The sequence below is a fragment of the Serratia sp. MMO-28 genome (assembly GCF_037199905.1).
Taxonomy (GTDB): Bacteria; Pseudomonadota; Gammaproteobacteria; order Enterobacterales; family Enterobacteriaceae; genus Chania; species Chania oryzae.
In genome coordinates this window covers 90521-112628 of the sequence record NZ_JBBCVB010000005.1, presented here as the reverse complement: position 1 = coordinate 112628, position 22108 = coordinate 90521, and the positions used below count along the sequence as shown (strand labels likewise).

Annotated in this window: 24 protein-coding genes and 1 other annotated feature; of the genes, 12 read left to right on the top strand and 12 right to left on the bottom strand. The window is 52.4% G+C overall.

Annotated elements, in window-relative coordinates; all coding sequences use genetic code 11:
- Positions 1 to 14: 14 nt before the first annotated feature.
- The 6 genes from pheS to thrS form a co-directional block, all read right to left on the bottom strand.
- Positions 15 to 998: a phenylalanine--tRNA ligase subunit alpha gene (gene pheS, locus WG891_RS06060; RefSeq protein WP_076939972.1), complete on the bottom strand. Its 984-nt coding sequence runs from the start codon at positions 996 to 998 to the stop codon at positions 15 to 17.
- A 206-nt stretch (positions 999 to 1204) separates the two neighbouring features.
- Positions 1205 to 1327, bottom strand: a sequence feature (Phe leader region).
- Positions 1278 to 1322, bottom strand: a complete 45-nt coding sequence (gene pheM / locus WG891_RS06055; protein WP_232758228.1) for a pheST operon leader peptide PheM — start codon at positions 1320 to 1322, stop codon at positions 1278 to 1280. Its footprint overlaps the feature before it by 45 nt.
- 114 nt (positions 1328 to 1441) lie before the next feature.
- Positions 1442 to 1798 carry a 50S ribosomal protein L20 gene (rplT, locus tag WG891_RS06050; RefSeq protein ID WP_004931417.1) on the bottom strand — a complete coding sequence of 119 codons (357 nt, stop codon included), beginning with the start codon at positions 1796 to 1798 and terminating at the stop codon, positions 1442 to 1444.
- Positions 1799 to 1841: 43 nt separating this feature from the next.
- Entirely contained in the window at positions 1842 to 2039 is a 198-nt protein-coding gene (gene rpmI / locus WG891_RS06045; RefSeq protein WP_004931418.1) for a 50S ribosomal protein L35, read from the bottom strand.
- A 97-nt stretch (positions 2040 to 2136) separates the two neighbouring features.
- On the bottom strand, positions 2137 to 2688 hold the full coding sequence (gene infC / locus WG891_RS06040; protein ID WP_071882841.1) for a translation initiation factor IF-3: 552 nt from the start codon (positions 2686 to 2688) through the stop codon (positions 2137 to 2139).
- A 3-nt stretch (positions 2689 to 2691) separates the two neighbouring features.
- Positions 2692 to 4620, bottom strand: a complete 1929-nt coding sequence (thrS, locus tag WG891_RS06035) for a threonine--tRNA ligase (RefSeq protein ID WP_337261911.1) — start codon at positions 4618 to 4620, stop codon at positions 2692 to 2694.
- A 345-nt stretch (positions 4621 to 4965) separates the two neighbouring features.
- Here thrS and WG891_RS06030 point away from each other — a divergent pair, with 345 nt between their 5' ends.
- The 3 genes from WG891_RS06030 (at position 4966) to WG891_RS06020 (ending at position 7726) form a co-directional block, all read left to right on the top strand.
- Entirely contained in the window at positions 4966 to 5547 is a 582-nt protein-coding gene (locus WG891_RS06030; RefSeq protein ID WP_337261910.1) for a DUF2239 family protein, read from the top strand.
- Positions 5548 to 5608: 61 nt separating this feature from the next.
- A complete protein-coding gene (locus WG891_RS06025; protein WP_337261909.1) occupies positions 5609 to 6973 on the top strand; it encodes an MATE family efflux transporter in 1365 nt (454 codons plus the stop codon).
- 63 nt (positions 6974 to 7036) lie between these two features.
- On the top strand, positions 7037 to 7726 hold the full coding sequence (locus tag WG891_RS06020) for a MarC family NAAT transporter (protein WP_337261908.1): 690 nt from the start codon (positions 7037 to 7039) through the stop codon (positions 7724 to 7726).
- A gap of 27 nt (positions 7727 to 7753) precedes the next feature.
- Here WG891_RS06020 and WG891_RS06015 read toward each other — a convergent pair whose 3' ends face one another.
- Positions 7754 to 8638: a PHP domain-containing protein gene (locus WG891_RS06015; RefSeq protein WP_337261907.1), complete on the bottom strand. Its 885-nt coding sequence runs from the start codon at positions 8636 to 8638 to the stop codon at positions 7754 to 7756.
- Between the two features lie 252 nt (positions 8639 to 8890).
- Between WG891_RS06015 and WG891_RS06010 the strand changes: the two genes are divergently transcribed.
- Positions 8891 to 10102, top strand: coding sequence for an alpha/beta hydrolase family protein (locus WG891_RS06010; RefSeq protein ID WP_337261906.1), 1212 nt, complete (start codon positions 8891 to 8893; stop codon positions 10100 to 10102).
- Positions 10103 to 10191: 89 nt separating this feature from the next.
- Here the strand turns inward: WG891_RS06010 and WG891_RS06005 are convergent, their stop codons facing one another.
- On the bottom strand, positions 10192 to 10890 hold the full coding sequence (locus WG891_RS06005) for a transglycosylase SLT domain-containing protein (protein WP_443006033.1): 699 nt from the start codon (positions 10888 to 10890) through the stop codon (positions 10192 to 10194).
- A gap of 73 nt (positions 10891 to 10963) precedes the next feature.
- Between WG891_RS06005 and ghoS the strand changes: the two genes are divergently transcribed.
- Positions 10964 to 11269, top strand: coding sequence for a type V toxin-antitoxin system endoribonuclease antitoxin GhoS (ghoS, locus tag WG891_RS06000; protein WP_337261904.1), 306 nt, complete (start codon positions 10964 to 10966; stop codon positions 11267 to 11269).
- A gap of 78 nt (positions 11270 to 11347) precedes the next feature.
- On the opposite strand, the gene WG891_RS05995 is transcribed toward ghoS, so the two are convergent.
- Complete coding sequence (locus tag WG891_RS05995; RefSeq protein ID WP_337261903.1) at positions 11348 to 11797, bottom strand: GNAT family N-acetyltransferase; 450 nt, start codon at positions 11795 to 11797, stop codon at positions 11348 to 11350.
- Between the two features lie 232 nt (positions 11798 to 12029).
- Here WG891_RS05995 and WG891_RS05990 point away from each other — a divergent pair, with 232 nt between their 5' ends.
- Positions 12030 to 12899 (top strand): fructosamine kinase family protein, encoded by an 870-nt coding sequence (locus tag WG891_RS05990; RefSeq protein WP_076939906.1) that lies wholly within the window; start codon positions 12030 to 12032, stop codon positions 12897 to 12899.
- 45 nt (positions 12900 to 12944) lie between these two features.
- Here WG891_RS05990 and WG891_RS05985 read toward each other — a convergent pair whose 3' ends face one another.
- The gene (locus tag WG891_RS05985; RefSeq protein WP_076939905.1) at positions 12945 to 13505 is read right to left on the bottom strand and encodes a YniB family protein; all 561 of its coding nucleotides are present in this window, start codon (positions 13503 to 13505) and stop codon (positions 12945 to 12947) included.
- Between the two features lie 198 nt (positions 13506 to 13703).
- Between WG891_RS05985 and hxpB the strand changes: the two genes are divergently transcribed.
- The 5 genes from hxpB (at position 13704) to WG891_RS05960 (ending at position 18584) form a co-directional block, all read left to right on the top strand.
- A complete protein-coding gene (hxpB, locus tag WG891_RS05980; protein WP_337261902.1) occupies positions 13704 to 14369 on the top strand; it encodes a hexitol phosphatase HxpB in 666 nt (221 codons plus the stop codon).
- A gap of 264 nt (positions 14370 to 14633) precedes the next feature.
- Positions 14634 to 15470: a 5-dehydro-4-deoxy-D-glucuronate isomerase gene (kduI, locus tag WG891_RS05975; protein WP_337261901.1), complete on the top strand. Its 837-nt coding sequence runs from the start codon at positions 14634 to 14636 to the stop codon at positions 15468 to 15470.
- A gap of 57 nt (positions 15471 to 15527) precedes the next feature.
- A complete protein-coding gene (kduD, locus tag WG891_RS05970; RefSeq protein ID WP_337261900.1) occupies positions 15528 to 16289 on the top strand; it encodes a 2-dehydro-3-deoxy-D-gluconate 5-dehydrogenase KduD in 762 nt (253 codons plus the stop codon).
- Between the two features lie 173 nt (positions 16290 to 16462).
- On the top strand, positions 16463 to 17011 hold the full coding sequence (locus WG891_RS05965) for a metal-dependent hydrolase (protein ID WP_156292374.1): 549 nt from the start codon (positions 16463 to 16465) through the stop codon (positions 17009 to 17011).
- A gap of 181 nt (positions 17012 to 17192) precedes the next feature.
- Positions 17193 to 18584, top strand: coding sequence for an L-cystine transporter (locus WG891_RS05960; protein ID WP_337261899.1), 1392 nt, complete (start codon positions 17193 to 17195; stop codon positions 18582 to 18584).
- 80 nt (positions 18585 to 18664) lie between these two features.
- Here the strand turns inward: WG891_RS05960 and kdgR are convergent, their stop codons facing one another.
- Complete coding sequence (gene kdgR / locus WG891_RS05955; RefSeq protein ID WP_156292376.1) at positions 18665 to 19456, bottom strand: DNA-binding transcriptional regulator KdgR; 792 nt, start codon at positions 19454 to 19456, stop codon at positions 18665 to 18667.
- 230 nt (positions 19457 to 19686) lie between these two features.
- Between kdgR and WG891_RS05950 the strand changes: the two genes are divergently transcribed.
- Positions 19687 to 21093 carry an MFS transporter gene (locus WG891_RS05950; protein WP_337261898.1) on the top strand — a complete coding sequence of 469 codons (1407 nt, stop codon included), beginning with the start codon at positions 19687 to 19689 and terminating at the stop codon, positions 21091 to 21093.
- Positions 21094 to 21134: 41 nt separating this feature from the next.
- Here WG891_RS05950 and htpX read toward each other — a convergent pair whose 3' ends face one another.
- Positions 21135 to 22013: a protease HtpX gene (gene htpX / locus WG891_RS05945; RefSeq protein WP_337261897.1), complete on the bottom strand. Its 879-nt coding sequence runs from the start codon at positions 22011 to 22013 to the stop codon at positions 21135 to 21137.
- Positions 22014 to 22108 lie beyond the last annotated feature (95 nt).

Here is a 22108-nt window from a genome sequence, read left to right as displayed (position 1 = left end):
GTGATATTCCCGCCTTACTTAAACTGTTTGAGGAAACGCAGATCGTTTTCGAAGAATGCGCGCAAATCGGTGACACCGTAACGTAGCATGGTCAAGCGCTCCATCCCCATGCCGAAGGCAAAGCCGGAGTAAACTTCCGGATCGATACCCACATTGCGCAGTACGTTCGGGTGCACCATGCCGCAGCCCAACACTTCCAGCCACTTGCCGTTTTTACCCATCACGTCCACTTCTGCAGAAGGCTCGGTGAAGGGGAAATAGGAAGGACGGAAACGAACCTGCAGGTCTTCTTCAAAGAAGTTGTTCAGGAAATCATGCAGCGTGCCCTTCAGGTTGGTAAAGCTGATGTCTTTATCAACGATCAACCCTTCCATCTGGTGGAACATCGGGGTATGCGTCTGATCGTAGTCGTTACGATAAACACGGCCCGGCGCAATGATGCGGATCGGCGGTTGCTGAGTCTTCATGGTGCGGATCTGCACGCCAGAAGTCTGGGTACGCAGCAGGCGCGTAGCATCGAACCAGAAGGTGTCGTGATCGGCACGCGCTGGGTGATGGTCGGGAATATTCAGAGCGTCGAAGTTGTGGTAATCGTCTTCGATTTCCGGGCCGGTTTCGACGGAGAAACCCAGTTCGCCGAAGAAAGTTTCGATACGATCGATAGTACGGGTCACCGGATGCAGTCCGCCATTTTCCAGGCGACGGCCTGGCAATGAGACGTCGATCGTCTCACTGGCTAAACGTGCATTCAGTACGGCGGATTCCAGCATGCTCTTACGCGCATTCAGCGCATCCTGAACCTCCTGTTTTGCCTGGTTGATCACCGCACCGGCAGCCGGGCGCTCTTCCGCTGGCACTTCACGCAGTGATTGCATCTGCAAGGTGAAATGGCCTTTTTTGCCTAAATATTCGACGCGTACCAAATCTAACGCGGCAACATCCTGGGCATCTTCTACGGCTGCCTTGGCTTTGGCAACCAGCTCTGCGAGATGTGGCATTGCTTTCCTCTTCCTCTGACCGTGATGGCCCGCTAAGTGATGATGGATTATTATTCGAGCACGCCTTTGATTTATCTTCAAAGATTTCAAGCGGTAATCAGTGGCCAACCCGTGCTCCCTCCGTCACTTACTCAAGTAAGTGATTGGAGCCTGCTGTGAGTGCAGCCAACAACGCTAACGCTTGAAAGGCGAAGACGGTGGTCAAAAACAAAAAAGCCTCCACAGGGGAGGCTCAGGCGCTACTTTTCGTTTCTCTTCTTACGCCGAAGCCCCCTGAAATCAGGCGCTAAAGTAAAAAAAGAAACGGAAAACAGCAGCGTGCATGCTTACGTTACCTTGCTGAGGGATTGCCGCCCAGTTTGCTAGCGGATGCCAATAAAAGTCAATATTTGTCTATGAAAAATAAAGATTAAAAGAGGGAGCAAGCTCCCTCTTCGTCTTTCTTACGCCAGAGCTGCTTTCGCTTTTTCAACCAGTGCGCCAAAGGCCACTTTGTCGAATACAGCGATGTCAGCCAGGATCTTACGGTCAATTTCAATAGAGGCTTTTTTCAGGCCGTTAATGAACTTGCTGTAAGACAGGCCGTTCTGACGAGCAGCTGCGTTAATACGTGCAATCCACAGCTGACGGAACTGACGCTTACGTTGACGACGGTCACGGTAAGCATACTGGCCTGCTTTGATTACTGCCTGGAAGGCAACACGATAGACGCGCGAACGGGCACCGTAGTAGCCTTTCGCCTGCTTCATAATTTTCTTGTGACGTGCGCGTGCAATTACACCACGTTTTACGCGAGCCATATGCTCTCTCCTAAAGTCTTATTCTTGATTCAAAAAATATGGCTTATGCGTACGGCAGGCACGCAGTAACCAGGACCAGATCGTTCTTAGACACCATGCCTTTCGGACGCAGGTGACGTTTACGCTTGGTTGCTTTTTTGGTCAGAATATGACGCAGGTTAGCATGTTTACGCTTAAAACCACCGCTGCCGGTTTTTTTGAAGCGCTTGGCTGCACCACGTACAGTTTTAATCTTTGGCATGTTAATTAAATCCACTTCGCATTGTTAAACAACGAATCAGTGAGGCGAATAAAACCCACGCACGCTTACACGGCGCGGGTTCGATTACTTGGAAGCCTTACTGTTTCTTCTTGGGTGCGAGCACCATAATCATCTGACGGCCTTCGATCTTCGTAGGGAAGGATTCGACCACTGCCAGATCAATATCTTCACACAGATCTTTACGGACGCGGTTAAGCACTTCCATACCGATCTGCTGGTGCGCCATTTCACGCCCACGGAACCGCAGGGTGATTTTGGCTTTATCGCCATCTTCCAGAAAGCGAATCAGGTTGCGTAGTTTGACCTGATAGTCGCCATCATCGGTGCCAGGACGGAATTTGATTTCCTTGACCTGGATAACTTTTTGCTTCTTCTTCTGTTCTTTGGTCGACTTGCTCTTCTCGTAGAGGAATTTGCCGTAATCCATGATCCGGCAAACTGGCGGCTCGGCATTTGGGCTGATTTCTACTAAATCGACGCCCGCTTCCTCAGCTTTTTCAAGAGCTTCATTCAGACTGACAATACCAATCTGCTCGCCATCGACGCCGGTTAGGCGAACTTCTTGCGCGCGAATTTCTCTGTTAATGCGATTTGGACGCGCCGGTTGAACTCGTTTTCCGCCTTTAATACTTTATTCCTCCAGTTGATGAAGACTACGGCTGCGAATTTCTTTCAGCAGCTTGTCTACGACGTCACTCACGTCCAGGCTCCCCAGGTCTTTGCCACGGCGGGTACGAACAGCAACTTTGTCTGATTCGACCTCTTTATCACCGCACACCAACATGTAAGGAACTCGACGTAGAGTATGTTCGCGAATTTTAAAGCCAATCTTCTCGTTTCTCAAGTCCGCTTTTGCCCTAATCCCTGCATCTTGCAGTTTTTTGGTCAATTGCTGGACGTAATCAGACTGGCTGTCGGTGATATTCATCACCACTACCTGCACTGGAGCAATCCAGGTTGGGTAGAAACCGGCATATTCTTCGGTAAGGATACCGATGAAGCGCTCCATGGAGCCAAGAATAGCACGGTGAATCATTACCGGAACCACGCGTTCGTTGTTTTCGCCGACATACGACGCGCCTAGACGGCCCGGTAAGAAGAAATCGAGCTGCACGGTACCACATTGCCATGCGCGATCCAAACAATCATGCAAGGTAAATTCAATTTTTGGACCGTAGAAGGCACCTTCACCCGGCTGATATTCAAACGGAATCCCGTTTTCGGTCAGCGCGGCGGCCAGATCGTCTTCAGCTCGGGTCCACATATCGTCAGTACCGATGCGCTTCTCTGGGCGGGTAGACAGTTTCACCGCGATCTTTTCAAAGCCAAAGGTGCCGTACATATCGTAGACCATCTTGATGCAGTCGTTCACTTCGGCACGCACCTGATCTTCGGTACAGAAGATATGGGCATCATCCTGGGTGAAGCCACGAACACGCATCAGGCCATGCAGCGAACCTGAAGGTTCGTTACGGTGGCAACTGCCGAACTCGCCCATGCGCAGCGGCAGGTCGCGGTAAGACTTCAGGCCCTGATTGAAGATCTGCACGTGGCCCGGGCAGTTCATCGGTTTGATGCAGTATTCACGGTTTTCTGACGACGTGGTGAACATCGCATCTTTGTAGTTTTCCCAGTGCCCGGTTTTTTCCCACAGCACGCGGTCCATCATAAACGGCCCTTTCACTTCCTGATACTGGTACTCTTTGAGCTTCATGCGCACAAAGGCTTCCAGTTCACGGAAAATGGTCCAGCCGTCGTTGTGCCAGAACACCATGCCCGGCGCTTCTTCCTGCATATGGTACAGGTCAAGCTGTTTGCCGATCTTACGGTGGTCACGCTTGGCAGCTTCTTCCAAGCGTTGCAGATAGGCGTTCAGCTGTTTCTTGTCTGCCCAGGCCGTGCCATAGATACGCTGCAGCATTTTGTTTTTGCTGTCGCCGCGCCAGTAGGCACCTGAGGTTTTCTGCAGCTTGAAATGATGGCAGAAACGCATGTTTGGCACGTGCGGGCCGCGGCACATGTCGATGTATTCTTCATGGTGATACAGGCCAGGGCGGTCGTCACGGCTAACGTTTTCATCGAGAATCGCCACTTTGTAGCTTTCGCCACGGGCAGCAAAGGTGTCGCGGGCTTCCTGCCAGCTCACTTTTTTCTTGATGACGTCGTAATCTTTGTCGGCCAACTCATGCATCCGCTTCTCCAGCAGATCCAGATCTTCCTGCGTCAGGGTATGGTCGATGTCAACGTCATAGTAGAAACCGTTGTCGATCACCGGGCCGATGGCCATTTTGGTATCCGGCCACAGTTGTTTGATCGCATGGCCCAGCAGGTGCGCACAGGAGTGGCGCATGATTTCCAGGCCTTCGGCGTCTTTGATGGTGATGATCGCCAACTGTGCATCGGATTCGATCAGATCGCTGGCATCCACCAGTTCACCGTTAACACGGCCGGCAATACAGGCTTTGGCCAGGCCAGGGCCGATATCGCGGGCAACGTCCATAGGGGAAACGGCGTGATCATAGTGACGCTGACTTCCGTCAGGAAGAGTAATAACAGGCATTAATAATTCCTTATCTACAGTGGTGACCCACACGACAGATCACATGCAGTACAGATATTCTGGTTAGTAATGAGTAAGTTATGCATCATATCTCGCCCACAATTGCCAGATTGGTGCACAACTTGATACGCCAATAAAACGCGTACCTTCAGCGGCTGTTTACAGCCCCGTGGATAATAACATTAAATTTGTAGCGGATAAATAAAGCGCAATCGCACCCGCATCAATAGGTTATTGCCGCCCACCGAAACAATTTGTAAGACTCCGTGAATATCACGATGCTTGACTTTTAAACATAATACGGCCAAATTAATCCGGGTAAAATAATAAAACCCGGGTATAAAAATGAAAGATACCATGGCCTCCGCCAAATGTACCGCATTTCTACGTTACCAACGCGTCGCTACAGGCTCCTACGCCGAAGTCGCCAACATGCTGGCAACGATCGATCTTTCAGCCGGTGGCCTGCTGGTGTTTGATGATGCCACTGGTGCGCAAGTCGATTACCCCTGGCCTGAAGGTTATACCTGGCCGCAGCCTGGGGAAAACACCCCAGCACCTGAGGCAGAACCAAACGCTCAACCTTCCGTTGGCCGGCCAAAGCTTGGCGTAGTGGCTCGTGAAGTCACGCTTCTTCCCCGCCATTGGGAATGGTTGGCACAACAGCGTGGCGGTGCCTCTGCGGCATTGCGTCGCCTAGTTGATGAAGCTCGGCACAATATGGCGGAGCAAGACCATGAGCGCCAGGCAAAAGAGAATGGCTACCGCTTTATGACCGCTATAGCCGGTTCTCTTCCTGGTTATGAAGAAGCGGTGCGTGCGCTGTTTGGCCATGACGGCAAGCTTTTTGCCGAACGTATCGCATTCTGGCCAGCCGACATCCAGGCTCATCTGGCCTGGATGACCCGTGATGCGTTCACCTCTTGAGAGCGCAACGATAAGCGCGATCAATGCTATTACACTCCTTTTAAGTGCAGGAAAACGTTAAATGCCAACCCGTTCGCAACAAGGGCAGATGCCGCTTTGGCGTATCTACCTGATCTTTTTAGTGCCGATGGTACTGTCCAACTTCCTGCAGGGATTTTCCGGCACCCTTAACGGCATCTATATCGGCCAAATGCTCGGCACTCATGCGCTGGCCGCCATTGCCGGTATGTTTCCCGTTGTCTTCTTCTTTATCTCATTGGTGATTGGCGTCGGCGCCGGGGCATCAGTGCTGATTGGGCAGGCATGGGGGGCCAATGAGCCGGAGAAGGTGAAAACCATCGCTGGCACGGCGCTGATGCTGGGCATCATCATTGGTTTGCTGGCCGCCGTGTTTGGCTCTCTGTTTGCGCGGCAGGCGTTACAAGCTCTGGGCACGCCGCCAGATGTGCTGGAAGAAGCGGTTTCCTACGCCCGTATTATGATGCTGATCATGCCGCTGCTGCTAGTGTTTATTCTGTTCACTCAGCTACTGCGCGGCGTCAGCGATACGGTTTCTCCGCTGTTGGCACTGGTGCTGTCTACCAGCGTTGGCTTGTTGCTGACGCCAGCGCTGATCCGTGGCTGGCTGGGCTTGGCCCCGTTGGGCATTCAGAGTGCAGCCCTGGCTGGAATGGTGGGGAACGCGCTGGCCATGGTCTATCTGGCGCTGCGCCTGCGCCGTAAACAACACGTCCTGGCACCCGACCGTGCCATGCTGGCCGCATTGAAGCTCAACCCGCTGGTGCTGCGCAAAGTGTTGCGCATTGGTTTACCGACCGGTTTGCAGATGGTGGTGATCTCCATCTCTGAACTGGCCATTCTGGCGCTGGTAAACCGCCACGGTTCAGATGCAACCGCAGCCTATGGGGCTGTTACACAGATCGTCAACTACGTGCAGTTCCCGGCGCTGTCGATCGCCATTACGGCTTCGATTCTCGGTGCTCAGGCGATCGGCGGTGGAAATATGGAACGGATTAGCCCCATTCTGCGCACCGGATTGATGATCAATTTCTGGCTGACCGGCACGCTGATTGTCTTGGGCTACGTGCTTTCACATTGGTTATTGGGCCTGTTCCTCACTAACCCTAACGTGCTGGCACAGGCAGAATATTTGTTACATATCATGCTGTGGAGCATGCTGGTATTTGGTTTTCAGGCGATTGTCGGTGGTATCATGCGTGCCAGCGGCGTCGTGTTGGTCCCCGTGTCCATTTCGATTTTATGTATTCTGGTTGTGCAGCTACCTGCCGCCTACCTTCTCAGCAGCCACTTTGGCCTCGAAGGCGTATGGATGGCCTTCCCGATTGCCTATTTGGCCATGCTGGCGTTGCAGACCGCTTTTTACAGGCTGGTATGGCGGCACAAAAAGATCGAGCGCTTGGTATAGCGTTGTTGATACAAAAGCGTATTGAGTACGTTCACCGTCCATTATTTTTTGGGGTTTGTTTCTATGTTGACCATTTTGCAGTTGTTTCAAGCCATCGGGCTGGGACTGGTGTTGCTGCTACCACTGGCTAACCCACTCACCACCGTAGCGTTGCTGCTTGGCCTGTCGGGCAATATGACGAGCGAAGAACGTAATCAGCAGTCGCTGATGGCCTCGGTGTATGTGTTCTTTATCATGACGATAGCGTTCTACGCCGGTCAATTGGTCATGAAAACCTTCGGCATTTCCATTCCTGGCCTGCGCATCGCCGGTGGTTTGATTGTCGCCTTTATCGGTTTCCGCATGCTGTTCCCGCAGCAAACGGCGGGCGAAACGCTGGAGGTGGAAACCAAAAGCAAAGAGCTGCGCAAGAAGACCTCCGCCAATATCGCCTTTGTGCCCTTAGCGATGCCGAGTACCGCCGGGCCGGGTACCATTGCGATGATCATCAGTTCTGCATCCAGTATCAAAGAAAACACGCTAGGCTTCGCCCGTTGGGTGTTACTGGTAGCTCCGGTGGCAACGTTCCTGGTGGTTTCAGTGATTTTGTGGGCCTGCCTGCGCAGCTCGACCAGCATCATGCGCCTGGTGGGCAAAAGCGGGATTGAGGCCATCTCCCGCCTGATGGGATTCCTGCTGGTCTGTATGGGCGTTCAATTTATTATCAACGGCGTACTGGAGATTATCTCCACCTATACTCCGAACGCCCTTTAACTCTCGCTTTAGACTGGATACAAATTTTCAGGCGCTAGCGGCAGCAACAAAACGGCGAATTTGCTCTATATGTTGCGGGCCGTAAGCGCACTGCCCGACTTCGATCTTCGGTTTGTTGCGCCCATGGAAATCGCTGCCGCAGGTAACGAATGCCGCGCGTGCAGTGGCAAAATCATACAACTGACGAGCCAGTTCCGGCCCATGGTAACTGGAGAATACTTCAACCCCCATCACCCCTGCTTTCAGCATACGCTCAATCACCTGAGTGTGATCCTGCTTAACGTTGGCACCGATATGCGCCACGATCGGGATCCCACCATTCTGGCGGATCACCTCAACCATGTCGCTCATGGCCGGGTAGGTTACCGGCATGTAGCACACCTTGCCTGGCCCAAAAAAATCCCAGTAAAAGTTGATCAAAGGCATATCCGCTCTGGCGCCACCGGCACGATAAGGAACCAACAGCGGATGCTCGTCATTGCGCTCATCTTCCAGTATCACCTCTCCCATCTGCTCTTCCTGTGGAAGAGCGTCACCACACAGCTGCTGCAACCGCTGTTCATCCAGATAGAAATTCAGTTCACGCAGCTTTTCGAACTTTTTCGGCGTCAATTCCCGCTGGATTGCACTAAAATTCTGGTGGATCGCCACAAAGTCTTCACTGGGGGTAAAACCATATCCCAGCAGATGATAGTTGCGCCCCTCAAAGGTGCAGTCAATCTCAATGCCGGACAACACATTCAGGCTGGATGAGGCTAAGGCTTTGGCTGCTGCTACCGAATAAGCATTGTTATGGTCGGTCACGGCCAGTGTGCCGATCCCCTGCTCCTGGCAGCGCGCGATCAGCACGTCAACCGGGAAGTCCGCATCATCGCTGTAATTGGAATGCATGTGCAGATCAATCTTTTCCATCTTATCTCCTCGGTTCCTGCTATCTGATTCGCACCATTGATTATGCTGACTTTATCAAAGGCCCATTTGGTCTTTTTGACCAAAGCACACTATGTTTAACCTGCAATTGAAGCACTGCGCTGGCCTGATGAATTTAATATCCATTGTATTACGAGACTAACAAGCCCGTCGGTGAAGTGCATCTCAGCGATACCACATCATCCGCAAGGCCCATCTGCGGTTCTACACGATGATTATATTGAGGGAACATCAATGCTAAAAACTCTTTACGCTTTCATTTATTTTTTGCTGATTTGCTGGCTGGTCCCTGCCACGGCGGAGACCAATAACAACCCTCAAGTTCAGGTAAGCGACAGCGTTTCTTATCAGTTGATCGATCGCTGGAGCAGTGAGCGGTTAAACCAGATTCTTAATGTCGATACCCCTAAATTTGCCGGAGTGACGGTTAAATATACCCCAGCCCACAACGCCGTTAACCTGTATCGCGTTACCTATCATTCGGTGATCCCGGAGCTCGGCAACCGGCCAACGGTGGCTTCAGGCTTGCTGGCGATCCCAGATACCGCAGGTAAAACATTCCCACTCGTGTCTTACCAGCACGGCACGGTCTATGGAAAATATCAGGTTCCCTCATTCCCGGAACAGTCACCGGAAACCCAGTTGATGATCGCGCAGTTTGCCGGGCAAGGCTATGTGGTTATTGGTGCTGACTATTTTGGCTTAGGGGTTTCCACAGAGCCTGAAGGCTACATGGTGAAAGGCAGCCACCAGCAGGCCACTTATGACATGCTGGTCGCCGCCCAAAGCGTGCTCAAGCACATGGGGCTGAGCAACGATCGTCTGTTCCTTTCCGGCTGGTCACAGGGCGGTTTTGTGACCATGGCTATGCTTGAGAAGCTGGAAAGTGTCGGCATCAAACCTCAGGGCACCACCACCGCCAGCGCCCCTGTTGACGTGTTTGCTTTGATGAACGGTTTTCTGTTTTTCCCGCGTAAGTTCGACGCCAGTTGGTTGAACAGCATTGTGATCCTATCGGCTTTCGCTTATGAAAATTACTACGGGATTCCAGGGATGGCCCGCGCATTGCTCAACGACGAATATTACGAGGTCGCCAAGAAAGCCTATGAGCGCCAACCGTTCAATCCAGAGGATATTCCTACCGATCTGCACAAACTGATACGGCCGGAATATTTCAACCCGCAATACTTTGCCAACTCGGCCTACGGCAAGCTGATCGCCGCAGCCCAAGCCTATCGCTGGGTGATCCAGTCACCGGTTCGTAACTATTACGGCGAAACAGACGAAGCCATCACGGTTGGCGTTGGCCGTATGGCGATGACCTACGCACAAGCGATGGGCTCAGGTAATACCAAGGTTGAGGCGATCTCCACGGGGGATACCACGCACCGGAGCACCTTTGCGACCGCCGTGCCACAGTGGAAATTGTGGTTCGATAGCAAATAATACGCATTAAGTAGTTTGGCTTCGTTAAACACAGAGGCCCCGCAAAGGGGCCTTAGCGATGACGATGATATTGAAAGAAGTTGAACTGATTACTCAGACATCGCCTGATAGGCGGTAGTGACCTTCCAAAGATAGCGCGGCGCCTGCGGTGCCGGGTGCTTCTTCTGGATATGTTTGTAAAACTCATCCGGGCTCATCTGGTTAATACGGTTTACCGCTACGCGCTTATCGGATGAGAATGTGCGCAGCATCGCCCCGGCACCATTGACATAAGAAACAATGGTGGCATAGCGAAGCGTTTGTGGATCGGTAATCCCGGCTAGCTGCTGGCTTTGAAGAATATTGATATAGGCCGTTCCCAGATCAATATTAACAGCCGGATCCTTCAACTCACGTGAACTGGGTTGCCCGTCTTTTCCTTTCATGCGATAGGCATCACGCCCGGCGGTTGACGCCTTCAGTTGCATTAACCCCACGGCATTTGAGGTACTGACGACGTTCGGGTTAAACCCGGACTCCACCTGAATAATGGCTTTAATCAGCTTTTCATCAACGCCATAGTTACTGGCTGCCTGACGAATATAATCACTATAAGCGACCGGTGTACCGGTGCGGTTGCTGGATGTTTGCGGTGGAGGCTTGAGCCAACCGCCCGATTTACCACTGCCTGCTGTGTTGCTGGTTGTCTGCGGATCGTTCGCACAACCGGCTAACAATAAGATTGCCATCAGGCAACTGATTTTTGTTTTCACAGAATCCCTCACTCCTTTCAATAAGTTGCTTAGCATATACAACCTGTAAGGACGCCTGCATGACTTTTTGGGTCTATTCTAAGGGTATCCATATACCAAGAGGTGATTTATGAGTCAATCTCCACCCACCTGTTTTGTGGTGACTTTCAACGTTCAGGAAGACGGTGTCACCGACATCTCCAAGCTAAGCGGGCAGCTCACTCGCGAGGGTTTTACTACCACAGTCACGGATGAAAGAGGCATTCGCCATCAACTGGAGAGCACCAGTTTTGCGTTGATTACACCGTTAGATCAACAAGTTGTGCAACAACTGGCCCAGGGGTTCGGTCAGGTTGCCTTAGGCAAGCCCCCACAGGTTACCGTTGCCACTTCCAAGGACTACGTCAAGCAGTTACATGCTGATACATTAAAATAGCCCGATTCCCCGTCGTGGAGTTCATCGCCGATCTTGGGCACGAAATCTGCGACGGTTCCCAAGCCTGCTCTGCCCACGCTATTGCTGCTGATAAATATCAGGCCGGACGATATGCCAGGCAAAGTTCTCTTCATTGATTGGCTGATAACCCACTTTTTGATATAGCCACGGAGCACTGTTGGTCACCAGCATAATGCGCCGCAGGCGTTGTAACACCGGATGCTCCAGCGAACACTCCATTAGCCAACGTGCCAATCCCTGCCGCTCAAATTCTGGCGTGACGAAAACGTCGCACAAATAACCAAACGTTGCATAGTCAGTCACCAAACGGGCAAAACCAATTTGCTGATGCGAATGGTAAAGCCCAAAACACAGGCTGTTTTCTATCGACAGGCGCACCGTTGCCGGTGAAATCCCTTTTGCCCAACGGCTAGTGGTCAAAAATGCGTGGGTAAACACCCGATCCAATTCACTCTTGTCGGTGCTGATGCGAAATTCACCACGCCGCCACTGCACATTTTGCTCCATCTGCTACTCCTGATGCTCGCTGATTAAAGACACAATCCATAAACATCGCTGAGCGGCCAACAACTTGCAACAGTTGGCGTACTTAAATTAATCAATAGCGTATATACTTTGAGCAGAAACACGGCAGTGAAATTATCGTCAATAGTTGGTGTGGCTGTGCGCCATGTCGTGTTTTCGCAACAGGAAAGACGCTAACCTAATGAAATCGCAGGCAACACAGAGGGGAATGACTATGTGGCAAGCCGTTAGTCGTCTGTTGAGTGAACATCTTGGCAGCGCAGAAATCCGCGAAAGGACTGAACTACCCGGAGGCGAAATCCATTCGGCGTGGCGCGTGAGTTACGGTGACAGCGAGGTGTTTGTGAAATGCGATACCCGCGAACTGCTGCCGATATTCACTGCCGAAGCCGATCAACTGGCCCTGTTGGCGCGCAGTAAGACCGTACGTGTGCCCGAAGTGTACGGTGTTGGCAGCGATCGCGATTACAGTTTTCTGCTGCTCGAATATCAACCGCTTAAACCCTTAGATGCCCATGGTGCACACCGTCTGGGCCAGCAGTTGGCTCGCCTGCATCAATGGAGTGAGCAACCGCAATTCGGCTTGGATTTCGATAACGATCTTTCCACCACACCACAGCCTAATGCCTGGCAACGTCGCTGGGCCGAATTCTTTGCCGAACAGCGCATCGGTTGGCAATTGCAGTTAGCGGCGGAAAAAGGCATGACCTTCGGTGATATCGATGAAATCATCGACGTGGTGTATCTGCGGCTGCAAAACCATCAGCCACAGCCTTCCCTACTGCACGGTGATTTGTGGCCCGCCAACTGTGCGCTAGCCGCCGATGGGCCATTCCTGTTCGATCCTGCCTGCTACTGGGGCGATCGCGAGTGCGATCTGTCCATGTTGCCGCTCTATCCAGACCTGCCCGCGCAGATTTACGATGGCTATCAAAGCGTCTGGCCGCTGGAGGCTGGCTTTATCGAGCGGCAGCCGCTGTATCAGCTTTATTACCTGCTCAACCGCAGCAACCTGTTTGGTGGCCAGCATTTGGTTAACGCCCAGCGCGCCGTCGACGCTCTGCTGCGTCCTGACGCCTTCTAAATCATCAGGGCGCTGCAAGCAGCGCCCTAACATTTCCCATCACTGCTACACAGCACCCGCCATCTGCCCCAGCAGTTTAAGCACAAAATAGGCAATCACTGCGATGATCGCTGGCAGAATATACAACGGAAAATACTGCAGAAAGATGGTATGACGCGGCAGCGTAATGCGTTCTTCTAACTGCGCACGCGTTTGCCCGTCACTCCCTTTCGCCTGCTCTAAAATCATCTGATCTTCCAACCCTTCACGGATAAACTTCACTTGACGCGACATCCGCGCGCCGGAAGTCTGTAACGCCAGGCCCACAAAAATCAGAAAGTAGATGATGATGAACATCAGATTCGCCCCGCTGAACAGGCTTTTCTCCAGGTCCGGTACCGGCGAGTTGTACCAGAAAATATTCAGGAACGAGGTATTAAAACGCACCATATCCACGATAACGTGAACAAAATCCAGCATCACGGCGTTAATCCCTTTGGTTTTCTCACTGTGCTGATACACAAAGCTCAACAGCGAAACCAGCGTTGAAAGTAACGCCGGGATAAAAACCACCCATCCCAGAAGACGTTTCAGTATGGCAATGCGCCCAGCCTGTTGATACGTCATGTATTCCCCTTGTGTCAGTGACATAACCATAATGGGCTAAGTCTACCTGTAGTTAATGAAACTCGCCCACCGTTTTCTTTACCCAGCGATGAGCAAAGCCTGCGTTCTGGCAAAACAGGGGAGGTACAGCGCTGCCGGCAAAAATGTTAAACTGGCGAAAACGTGATCTTTTACCGGCGCAGTAGGAGTTACTCATTAATGACTTATTCACAACGCATAGATACCGCTATTTTTGACATGGACGGTTTGTTGATCGATTCAGAGCCCCTGTGGTTGCAGGCGGAACTGGATATCTTTGGCGCGCTGGGGCTGGATCTCTCCGATCGCCACAAGCTGCCAGATACGTTGGGCCTACGCATCGATCTGGTGGTGAAAATGTGGTACCAGTCAATGCCATGGCAAGGCGTATCACAAGAAGAGGTGGCTGGGCGTATTATCGAACGGGCTATTGAACTGGTGCGCGAACAACGCCCGCTGCTGCCTGGCGTACAGCAGGCGCTGGAGCTGTGCCGCAGCCTGGATCTGAATATCGGCCTGGCTTCCGCTTCACCACTGCATATGCAGCGGCAGGTTCTGAAAATGTTCGATCTGGAAAGCTATTTCGATCAACTGGTTTCTGCCGAATATCTGCCCTACAGCAAACCACACCCCGAGGTTTACTTGATTGCTGCAGAGCGTCTGGGCAGCGATCCGCTGCGTTGCATTACGCTGGAAGACTCCTTCAACGGCATGATCGCCACCAAAGCGGCACGTATGCGCTCGATTGTGATCCCAGCCCAGGAATACCATCAGGACCCCCGCTGGGCGCTGGCAGATTATAAACTGCACAGCCTTGAGCAGTTAACCGCCGATCACTTGGCGTAATCCTGTGGCATCGGCTCCTGCTGATGCCGTTTCTTTCTTCTCACATGACATCGCACGCGCTTTTTACAGCAAAACCCCGACTGCGTCATAAAATAAATAAAACACCATTTCATTTTTATTGAATTCGTTTATCAGCCGTTCTATGCTGGCGTTACAAAGAAAACGCCGGGCAACCGGTGACCGCTGTTACTGCCACACGGCGCAAGCTGGCGGTCCGGTGCTTTCTTCCTCAAGGGTGAATTTCAGAGAAGAGAGATATTGCTGATGGACGTTCGTCAAAGCATTCATAGTGACCAGGCTAAACAACTCGATACCGCTGGATTACGCCGCGAGTTCCTGATCGAAAACATCTTCGAAGCCGACAACTACACCATGACCTACAGCCATATTGACCGCATCATTATCGGCGGGGTTAAACCGGTGCATGCCACGGTCAGCATCGGTGACGATGTGGGTAAACAACTGGGCGTTGGCTATTTTCTTGAGCGCCGTGAGTTGGGCATGATTAATATCGGCGGGCCGGGTGTGGTGAAGGTGGACGAGCACACCTACGAAATTGGTCACGAAGAAGCACTGTACGTGGGCAAAGGTGCACAGCACGTTACATTCAGCAGCGTGGATCCGCACAACCCCGCCAAGTTTTATTACAACAGCGCCCCTGCGCATACCCATTATCCAAATAAAAAGATCACTCTGGCCGAGGCCTCACCGCAAACGCTAGGGGACGACGCCACCAGCAACCGCCGCACCATCAATAAATTCATCGTGCCGGATGTCTTACCCACCTGCCAGCTCACCATGGGCTTGACCAAACTGGCAGAAGGCAACCTGTGGAATACCATGCCTTGCCATACCCATGAACGCCGAATGGAAGTGTATTTCTATTTCGACATGGACGAAGAAACCGCAGTGTTCCACATGATGGGGCAACCGCAGGAAACACGCCATCTGTTGGTGCACAACGAACAGGCGGTGATCTCACCAAGCTGGTCGATTCATTCCGGCGTAGGCACCAAGCGTTACACCTTTATCTGGGGCATGGTGGGTGAAAACCAGGTCTTTGGTGATATGGACCACGTGGCTACCGGCGATCTGCGCTAACCCCCTTCAGCAATCATCGGCGCAGCGTATTTCGCTGTGCCACAAGAGAATGCAATCATGATTTTGAACTCCTTTGATCTCAAAGGCAAAGTAGCGCTAATCACCGGCTGTAATACCGGTTTAGGCCAGGGAATGGCGGTGGGTTTAGCTCAGGCCGGTTGCGACATTATCGGCGTCAACCGCAGCGATCCGCATGAGACGATCGCTAAAGTAACCCAGCTCGGGCGCCGTTTCCTCAATCTGAAAGCCGATCTTGGCAAGATTGATGCCATTCCTGCCTTGTTGGAGGACGCCGTTCGCGAATGCGGCAAGGTTGATATTCTGGTCAATAACGCGGGCATTATCCGGCGCGAAGACGCACTCAGCTTCAGCGAAAAAGACTGGGATGCCGTGATGGACGTCAACATCAAAACCCTGTTCTTTATGGCGCAGGCCGTGGCGAAGCAGTTCGTCAGCCAAGGGAACGGCGGCAAAATCATTAATATCGCCTCGATGCTCTCTTTCCAGGGGGGCATCCGTGTGCCCTCCTATACCGCCTCGAAAAGCGCCGTGTTGGGCATTACCCGCCTGTTGGCAAACGAATGGGCGCACTATGGTATCAACGTGAATGCGATCGCCCCTGGCTATATGGCCACCAACAACACTCAGCAACTGCGCACTAACGAAGAGCGTAATCAGCAAATCCTGGAGCGTATCCCCGCCGGGCGTTGGGGTACACCGGAAGACATTATGGGGCCGATCGTGTTTCTGGCCTCTGCCGCCTCTGACTATGTGAATGGTTATACCGTTGCGGTGGACGGTGGTTGGCTGGCACGCTGAACGCAGGTCTCAATACATTCACCAAGGCCCTGCATCCAGGGCCTGTTTATTGACTCAACTCATTGTAATACGCCGGAAAATAAACAATCAGTTACACGGTAACATCTTCCGCAACTGTAAAAAAAACCATATACTGGATAAATTAACAGTTTAGTAACCGGAATAACAACAGCATGACCGCGGAAGGACATCTTATTTTCTCTGTTGCCTGTGCGATCTTCGCCAAAAAGGCAGAGGTCACGCCCGAACTGGCCAACGGTGACTGGTGGCATATTATTCCTGCTGCCTTGCTGACATCGTTATTGCCAGATATCGACCACCCCAAATCTGTGCTAGGCCAGCGTCTGCGCTGGATCTCGATCCCAATGTCACGCGCTTTCGGCCATCGCGGCTTCACGCATAGCCTGCTGGCGATCCTCGGCGGTATGATGCTGTTCCGCTTAGACGTCCCCCAGGGTTGGCTAATCCCTATTGATGTACTGCACGCGATGATCATCGGCTATTTCAGCCATTTATTGGCCGACATGCTGACCCCCGCAGGTGTACCACTGTTGTGGCCCTGCCGCTGGCGTTTCGGCCTGCCGCTGCTGAACTCGCAGAAAGGTAATCAACTGGAACGCGTCCTGTGCTTGTGCTTGGTGGCTTTTGCTCTCTATTGGCAGGGGGGATATACCTTTCCCGTGCAGTCATATTTTGAACAAATAAAAAATATTCGATTGTGATCACCAAACCCCGGTGATTTTCTGTTCTTTACGTGTATAGATTAAACAAATTCGCACTGAAAGTTATATTCCATTCCATTTGGATATAAGTGAGCTTTCTCGCAAACTGTTACGATATTTACATTGCTATACCTCGATGGGTAGCACCTTTAGACTATAAAAAGATGATTGGAGAGATGGGATGAATCTACCGCTCGTATTAAACGTGCTGGTTTTTGTCGCCCTGCTTTTGCTGTTGGCGCAAACCCGCCATACGCAATGGAGCCTGGCGAAGAAAGTGTTGGTCGGTCTGGTGATCGGTGTGATATTTGGTCTGGCACTGCAAGGGGTTTATGGTTCAGATAACCCGGTGCTGAAAGAATCCATCACCTGGTTCAACATTGTCGGTAACGGCTATGTACAACTGCTGCAGATGATCGTGATGCCGCTGGTATTTGCCTCAATCTTGAGCGCGGTAGCCAAACTGCATAATGCCGCTTCTTTAGGCAAAATCAGCGTCCTGACGATTGGCACCCTGCTGTTCACCACGCTGATCGCCGCACTGGTAGGGGTATTCGTCACCAATCTGTTCGGCCTGACAGCCGAAGGCTTGGTGCAAGGTACGCAGGAAAGCGCGCGTCTTTTAGCCATTGAGAACAATTACGTAGGTAAAGTGGCCGATCTGACCGTGCCACAGCTGGTATTGTCATTTATACCGAAAAACCCCTTTGCCGATCTCACCGGTGCCAATCCGACGTCAATTATCAGCGTAGTGATTTTTGCCGCCTTCCTGGGCGTGGCATCTCTGCAACTGCTGAAAGACGATAAAGAAAAAGGCCAACGTGTGCTGGCGGCGATCGACACCCTGCAAGCCTGGGTGATGAAGCTGGTGCGTCTGGTAATGAAGCTCACCCCATACGGTGTGCTGGCGCTGATGACCAAAGTGGTTGCCGGTTCCAACATTCAAGACATCATCAAGCTGGGTAGCTTCGTGGTAGCCTCTTATCTTGGCCTGGCGATTATGTTCGCCGTTCACGCCCTGCTGTTGGCTGTTACCGGGGTTAACCCACTGAAATTCTTCCGCAAGGTGCTGCCAGTTCTGACCTTTGCCTTCACCAGCCGCTCCAGCGCCGCCAGTATTCCGCTGAACGTGGAAGCGCAAACCCGTCGTTTGGGTGTGCCAGAATCCATCGCCAGCTTCTCAGCCTCTTTTGGTGCCACTATCGGCCAGAACGGCTGTGCAGGCCTGTATCCTGCCATGTTAGCGGTGATGGTCGCGCCGACCGTGGGTATTAACCCGTTAGATCCGATGTGGATCGCCACGCTGGTAGGGCTCGTGACTATCAGTTCTGCCGGTGTCGCCGGCGTCGGCGGCGGTGCAACCTTCGCTGCCCTGATTGTTTTACCGGCGATGGGCTTACCGGTAACGCTGGTTGCCCTGCTGATCTCCGTTGAACCCTTGATCGACATGGGCCGTACCGCATTGAACGTCAGCGGAGCGATGACCGCAGGCACCGTTACCAGCCAATTGATGAAGCAGACTGATAAGTCCATCATGGACAGTGAAGACGAAGTGGATCTGGCTCATCGGTAAAGATTTATCGCAGTAACAAAAAAACCGGCGGCATTAAATCAATGCGCCGGTTTTTTATTGCAGTCACACAGGGTAAACGATTAAAACGGGTAGTCGTGATACCCCATCTGCTCTGAAATCAGACGAGCGGCAGTGTGCAACTGTGCCACATAGCCCTCTTTAGCTTCTTCAGAGAAACGAATCGTTGGGAAGGAGATACTCAGGCCGGCGATCACCACACCAAAGCGGTCAAACACCGGAACCGCGATGCAGCGCAGCCCTTCTTCCTGCTCCTCAATATCTTCACCAAACCCCTGCTCGCGCACTTTATCCAGCACAGGCAAAAGCGCCTTGGCGCTGACGATGGTGTGAGGGGTGCTGCGAGTGAACTCGACGTGCGAAAGGATCTCTTCCACTTCACCGCGATCGCGCCATGCCAGCAGCACTTTACCAATGGCGGTGCTGTGCAGCGGGTTACGGCGACCAATGCGCGAGTACATACGCAGGTTATACATCGAATCAATTTTATGGACATAAACAATGCTGTCTTCATCCAGCGCACCCAGGTGAATAGTTTCACGCGTCTGGTTTGACAGTTCACGCATCTGGATGTCGGCACTGCGGATCAGATCGACGTTTTGCAGCGATTTGGCCCCCAGCTCAAATAATTTCAAGGTGAGGGAATACTTCTCAGACTCCCCTTCCTGAGCCACATAGCCCAGCGACTTCATCGTCTGCAGGAAACGGTAAACGGTGCTTTTGGACATCATCACCCGCTGAGAAAGTTCGGTAATACCAATCTCGCGTTCGTCGCCCAATGCCTGCAAGATGCCAAACACTTTCAGCACTGATGAGACCGAATCTGGTTGCTTGTCTAGATCTGCGTTAGCCATGGTCAATACCTTACTCACCTGTTTTTGTTTTAGGAAATTTGAACAAGAGTTTCAGTATAATCGGAACATTTCACCCCGCGCAATGAAAGTTGCGGAATAATGACCAGCAATGAAGCAATTAGCGACACACTTCTCACCACTTTTTACACTTGGCGGGGAAAGGAGGGGTGCATTCAGCAGCAAATATGATTAGCATGTTAATACTCCCCCTGTTTATAAATATCCTGACTATGACGCGTTCTTGTTCCGACGGTCTCCCCGTCCCACAGCGGTATGGCGCGATCCTTGCCATTGCGTTGGGCATTACCGTTTCCGTGCTTGACGGTACGATCGCCAACGTCGCTCTGCCGACGATTGCCCGCGATCTACAGGCCAGCCCAGCCAGTTCGATTTGGGTGGTGAATGCCTATCAATTGGCGGTGGTTATTTCGTTATTGTCACTGGCCTCACTCGGCGATCTGATTGGCTATCGCCGTATCTATCAGGCTGGTCTGCTGGTCTTCAGCATTACCTCGCTGTTCTGCGCACTGTCTGATTCACTGGTCACGCTAACCATTGCCCGTGTGCTGCAGGGCTTTGGTGCGGCGGCAATCATGAGCGTCAATACCGCCCTTATCCGGATTATCTACCCACAGCGCTTTCTTGGCCGCGGTATCGCCATCAATTCGTTGATCGTGGCTTTTTCTTCCGCTGCTGGCCCCACGATCGCGGCTGCTATTCTCGCTGTCGCTTCGTGGCAGTGGCTGTTTGCCATCAATTTGCCGATCGGGATCGTTGCCTTGCTGTTGGGAATCAAATTTTTGCCGGCAAACAGCCAGAAAAAAGGCAACCAGCGGTTTGATCCTATCAGTGCCGTGATGAACGCACTGACGTTTGGCCTGTTGATCACCGCCATCAGCGGTTTTGCCCAAGGGCAAAGCCTGCTGTTGATCGCCGCTGAAGTTGCCACATTATTGGTGATTGGCTATTTCTTTGTGCGCCGCCAACTGGATCAGGAGTCCCCTCTCTTACCCGTGGATTTGCTGCGCATTCCTATCTTTGCCCTATCGATGGGCACCTCGATCTGTTCTTTTACCGCACAGATGCTGGCGATGGTGTCGCTACCCTTTTTCCTGCAAGGTGCCTTGGGCCGTGACGAAGTAGCCACCGGCCTGTTGTTGACCCCTTGGCCACTGGCGATCATCGTAGTCGCACCGATTGCTGGCCGCCTGGTGGAACATGTTCACGCCGGATTATTAGGCGGTATCGGTCTGGCGACCTTTGCTCTTGGCCTGTTTTTGTTGGCGATGTTGCCGGCCGCTCCAACGGATCTGGACATCATTTGGCGTATGGTTCTTTGCGGCGTGGGGTTCGGTCTGTTCCAATCCCCCAACAATCACACCATCATTTCTGCTGCACAGCGTCATCGTAGCGGCGGTGCCAGCGGTATGCTCGGCACTGCGCGCCTGCTGGGGCAAACCTCGGGCGCAGCGCTGGTTGCCCTGATGTTTAACCTGTTCCACAACAATGCCACTCACGCCTCGCTGGTGCTTGCCGGTGCCTTTGCCAGTGTGGCAGCCGTGGTAAGTTGCCTGCGCATCACCCAGCCCCGTTCTGTGCCCCCTACGCGCACCGATGAACCTAACTCACCGACATAAAAAAACCCCGGAAAACCGGGGCTTTTATTAACTGCTGATTATTACTTCAGGTATTGGCCGGAGCGCAGCGCTTCAATACGCTTGTCCAACGGCGGGTGTGACATGAACAATTCGCTGAACGACTTGGATTTGCCGTTAATACAGAATGCCATCATGCTGCCCGCTTCCTGCGGTTCATAGCTAGTTTTCAAGCGTTGCAGTGCAGCAATCATCTTCTCGCGGCCCACCAGTTTGGCCGAACCGGCGTCAGCATGGAACTCACGGTGACGCGAGAACCACATGGTGATAATGCTGGCCAGGATCCCAAACACCAGTTCCAGCACCATCGAAACACCGAAATAAATCATCGGGTTGCCGTTACCTTCGCCTTCACCGTCGCGGTTACCCATGAAACCTGCGGCCACTTGCGCAATCAGGCGCGAAATAAAGATCACAAAGGTGTTCACCACCCCTTGGATCAGGGTCATGGTCACCATGTCGCCATTGGCAACGTGGCTGATTTCGTGCGCAATAACCGCTTCGGCCTCATCACGGCTCATGCCTTGCAGCAGACCGGTGCTGACCGCCACCAACGAAGCATCACGGCGCGCGCCAGTGGCGAACGCATTGATATCCGGTGCGTGATAGATCGCCACCTGCGGCATGGCAATACCTGCCTGCTGTGACTGACGGCGTACCGTTTCCAGCAGCCAGTTTTCAGTTTCGTTACGCGGTTGTGTGATCACTTCGCCACCGACAGAGCGCAGCGCCATCCATTTCGACATCAGCAGTGAAACAAAGGCACCACCGAAACCGAATAGACCGGCCATGATCATCAGGCCCTGAACGCTACTGGATCGGATTCCTGTCAGGCTGAGTACCAGTCCGAAAACCAACATCACCGCCAGGTTGGTGAGCAGGAACAGAGCTATACGCATCATAGAATGTTTACTTCCTCATAAATGTTAACAAAACACGGCCTCAGATACCCTGATCGTATGGGCATTTGTCACAGTTTCAAGAGTTATGCGCCATT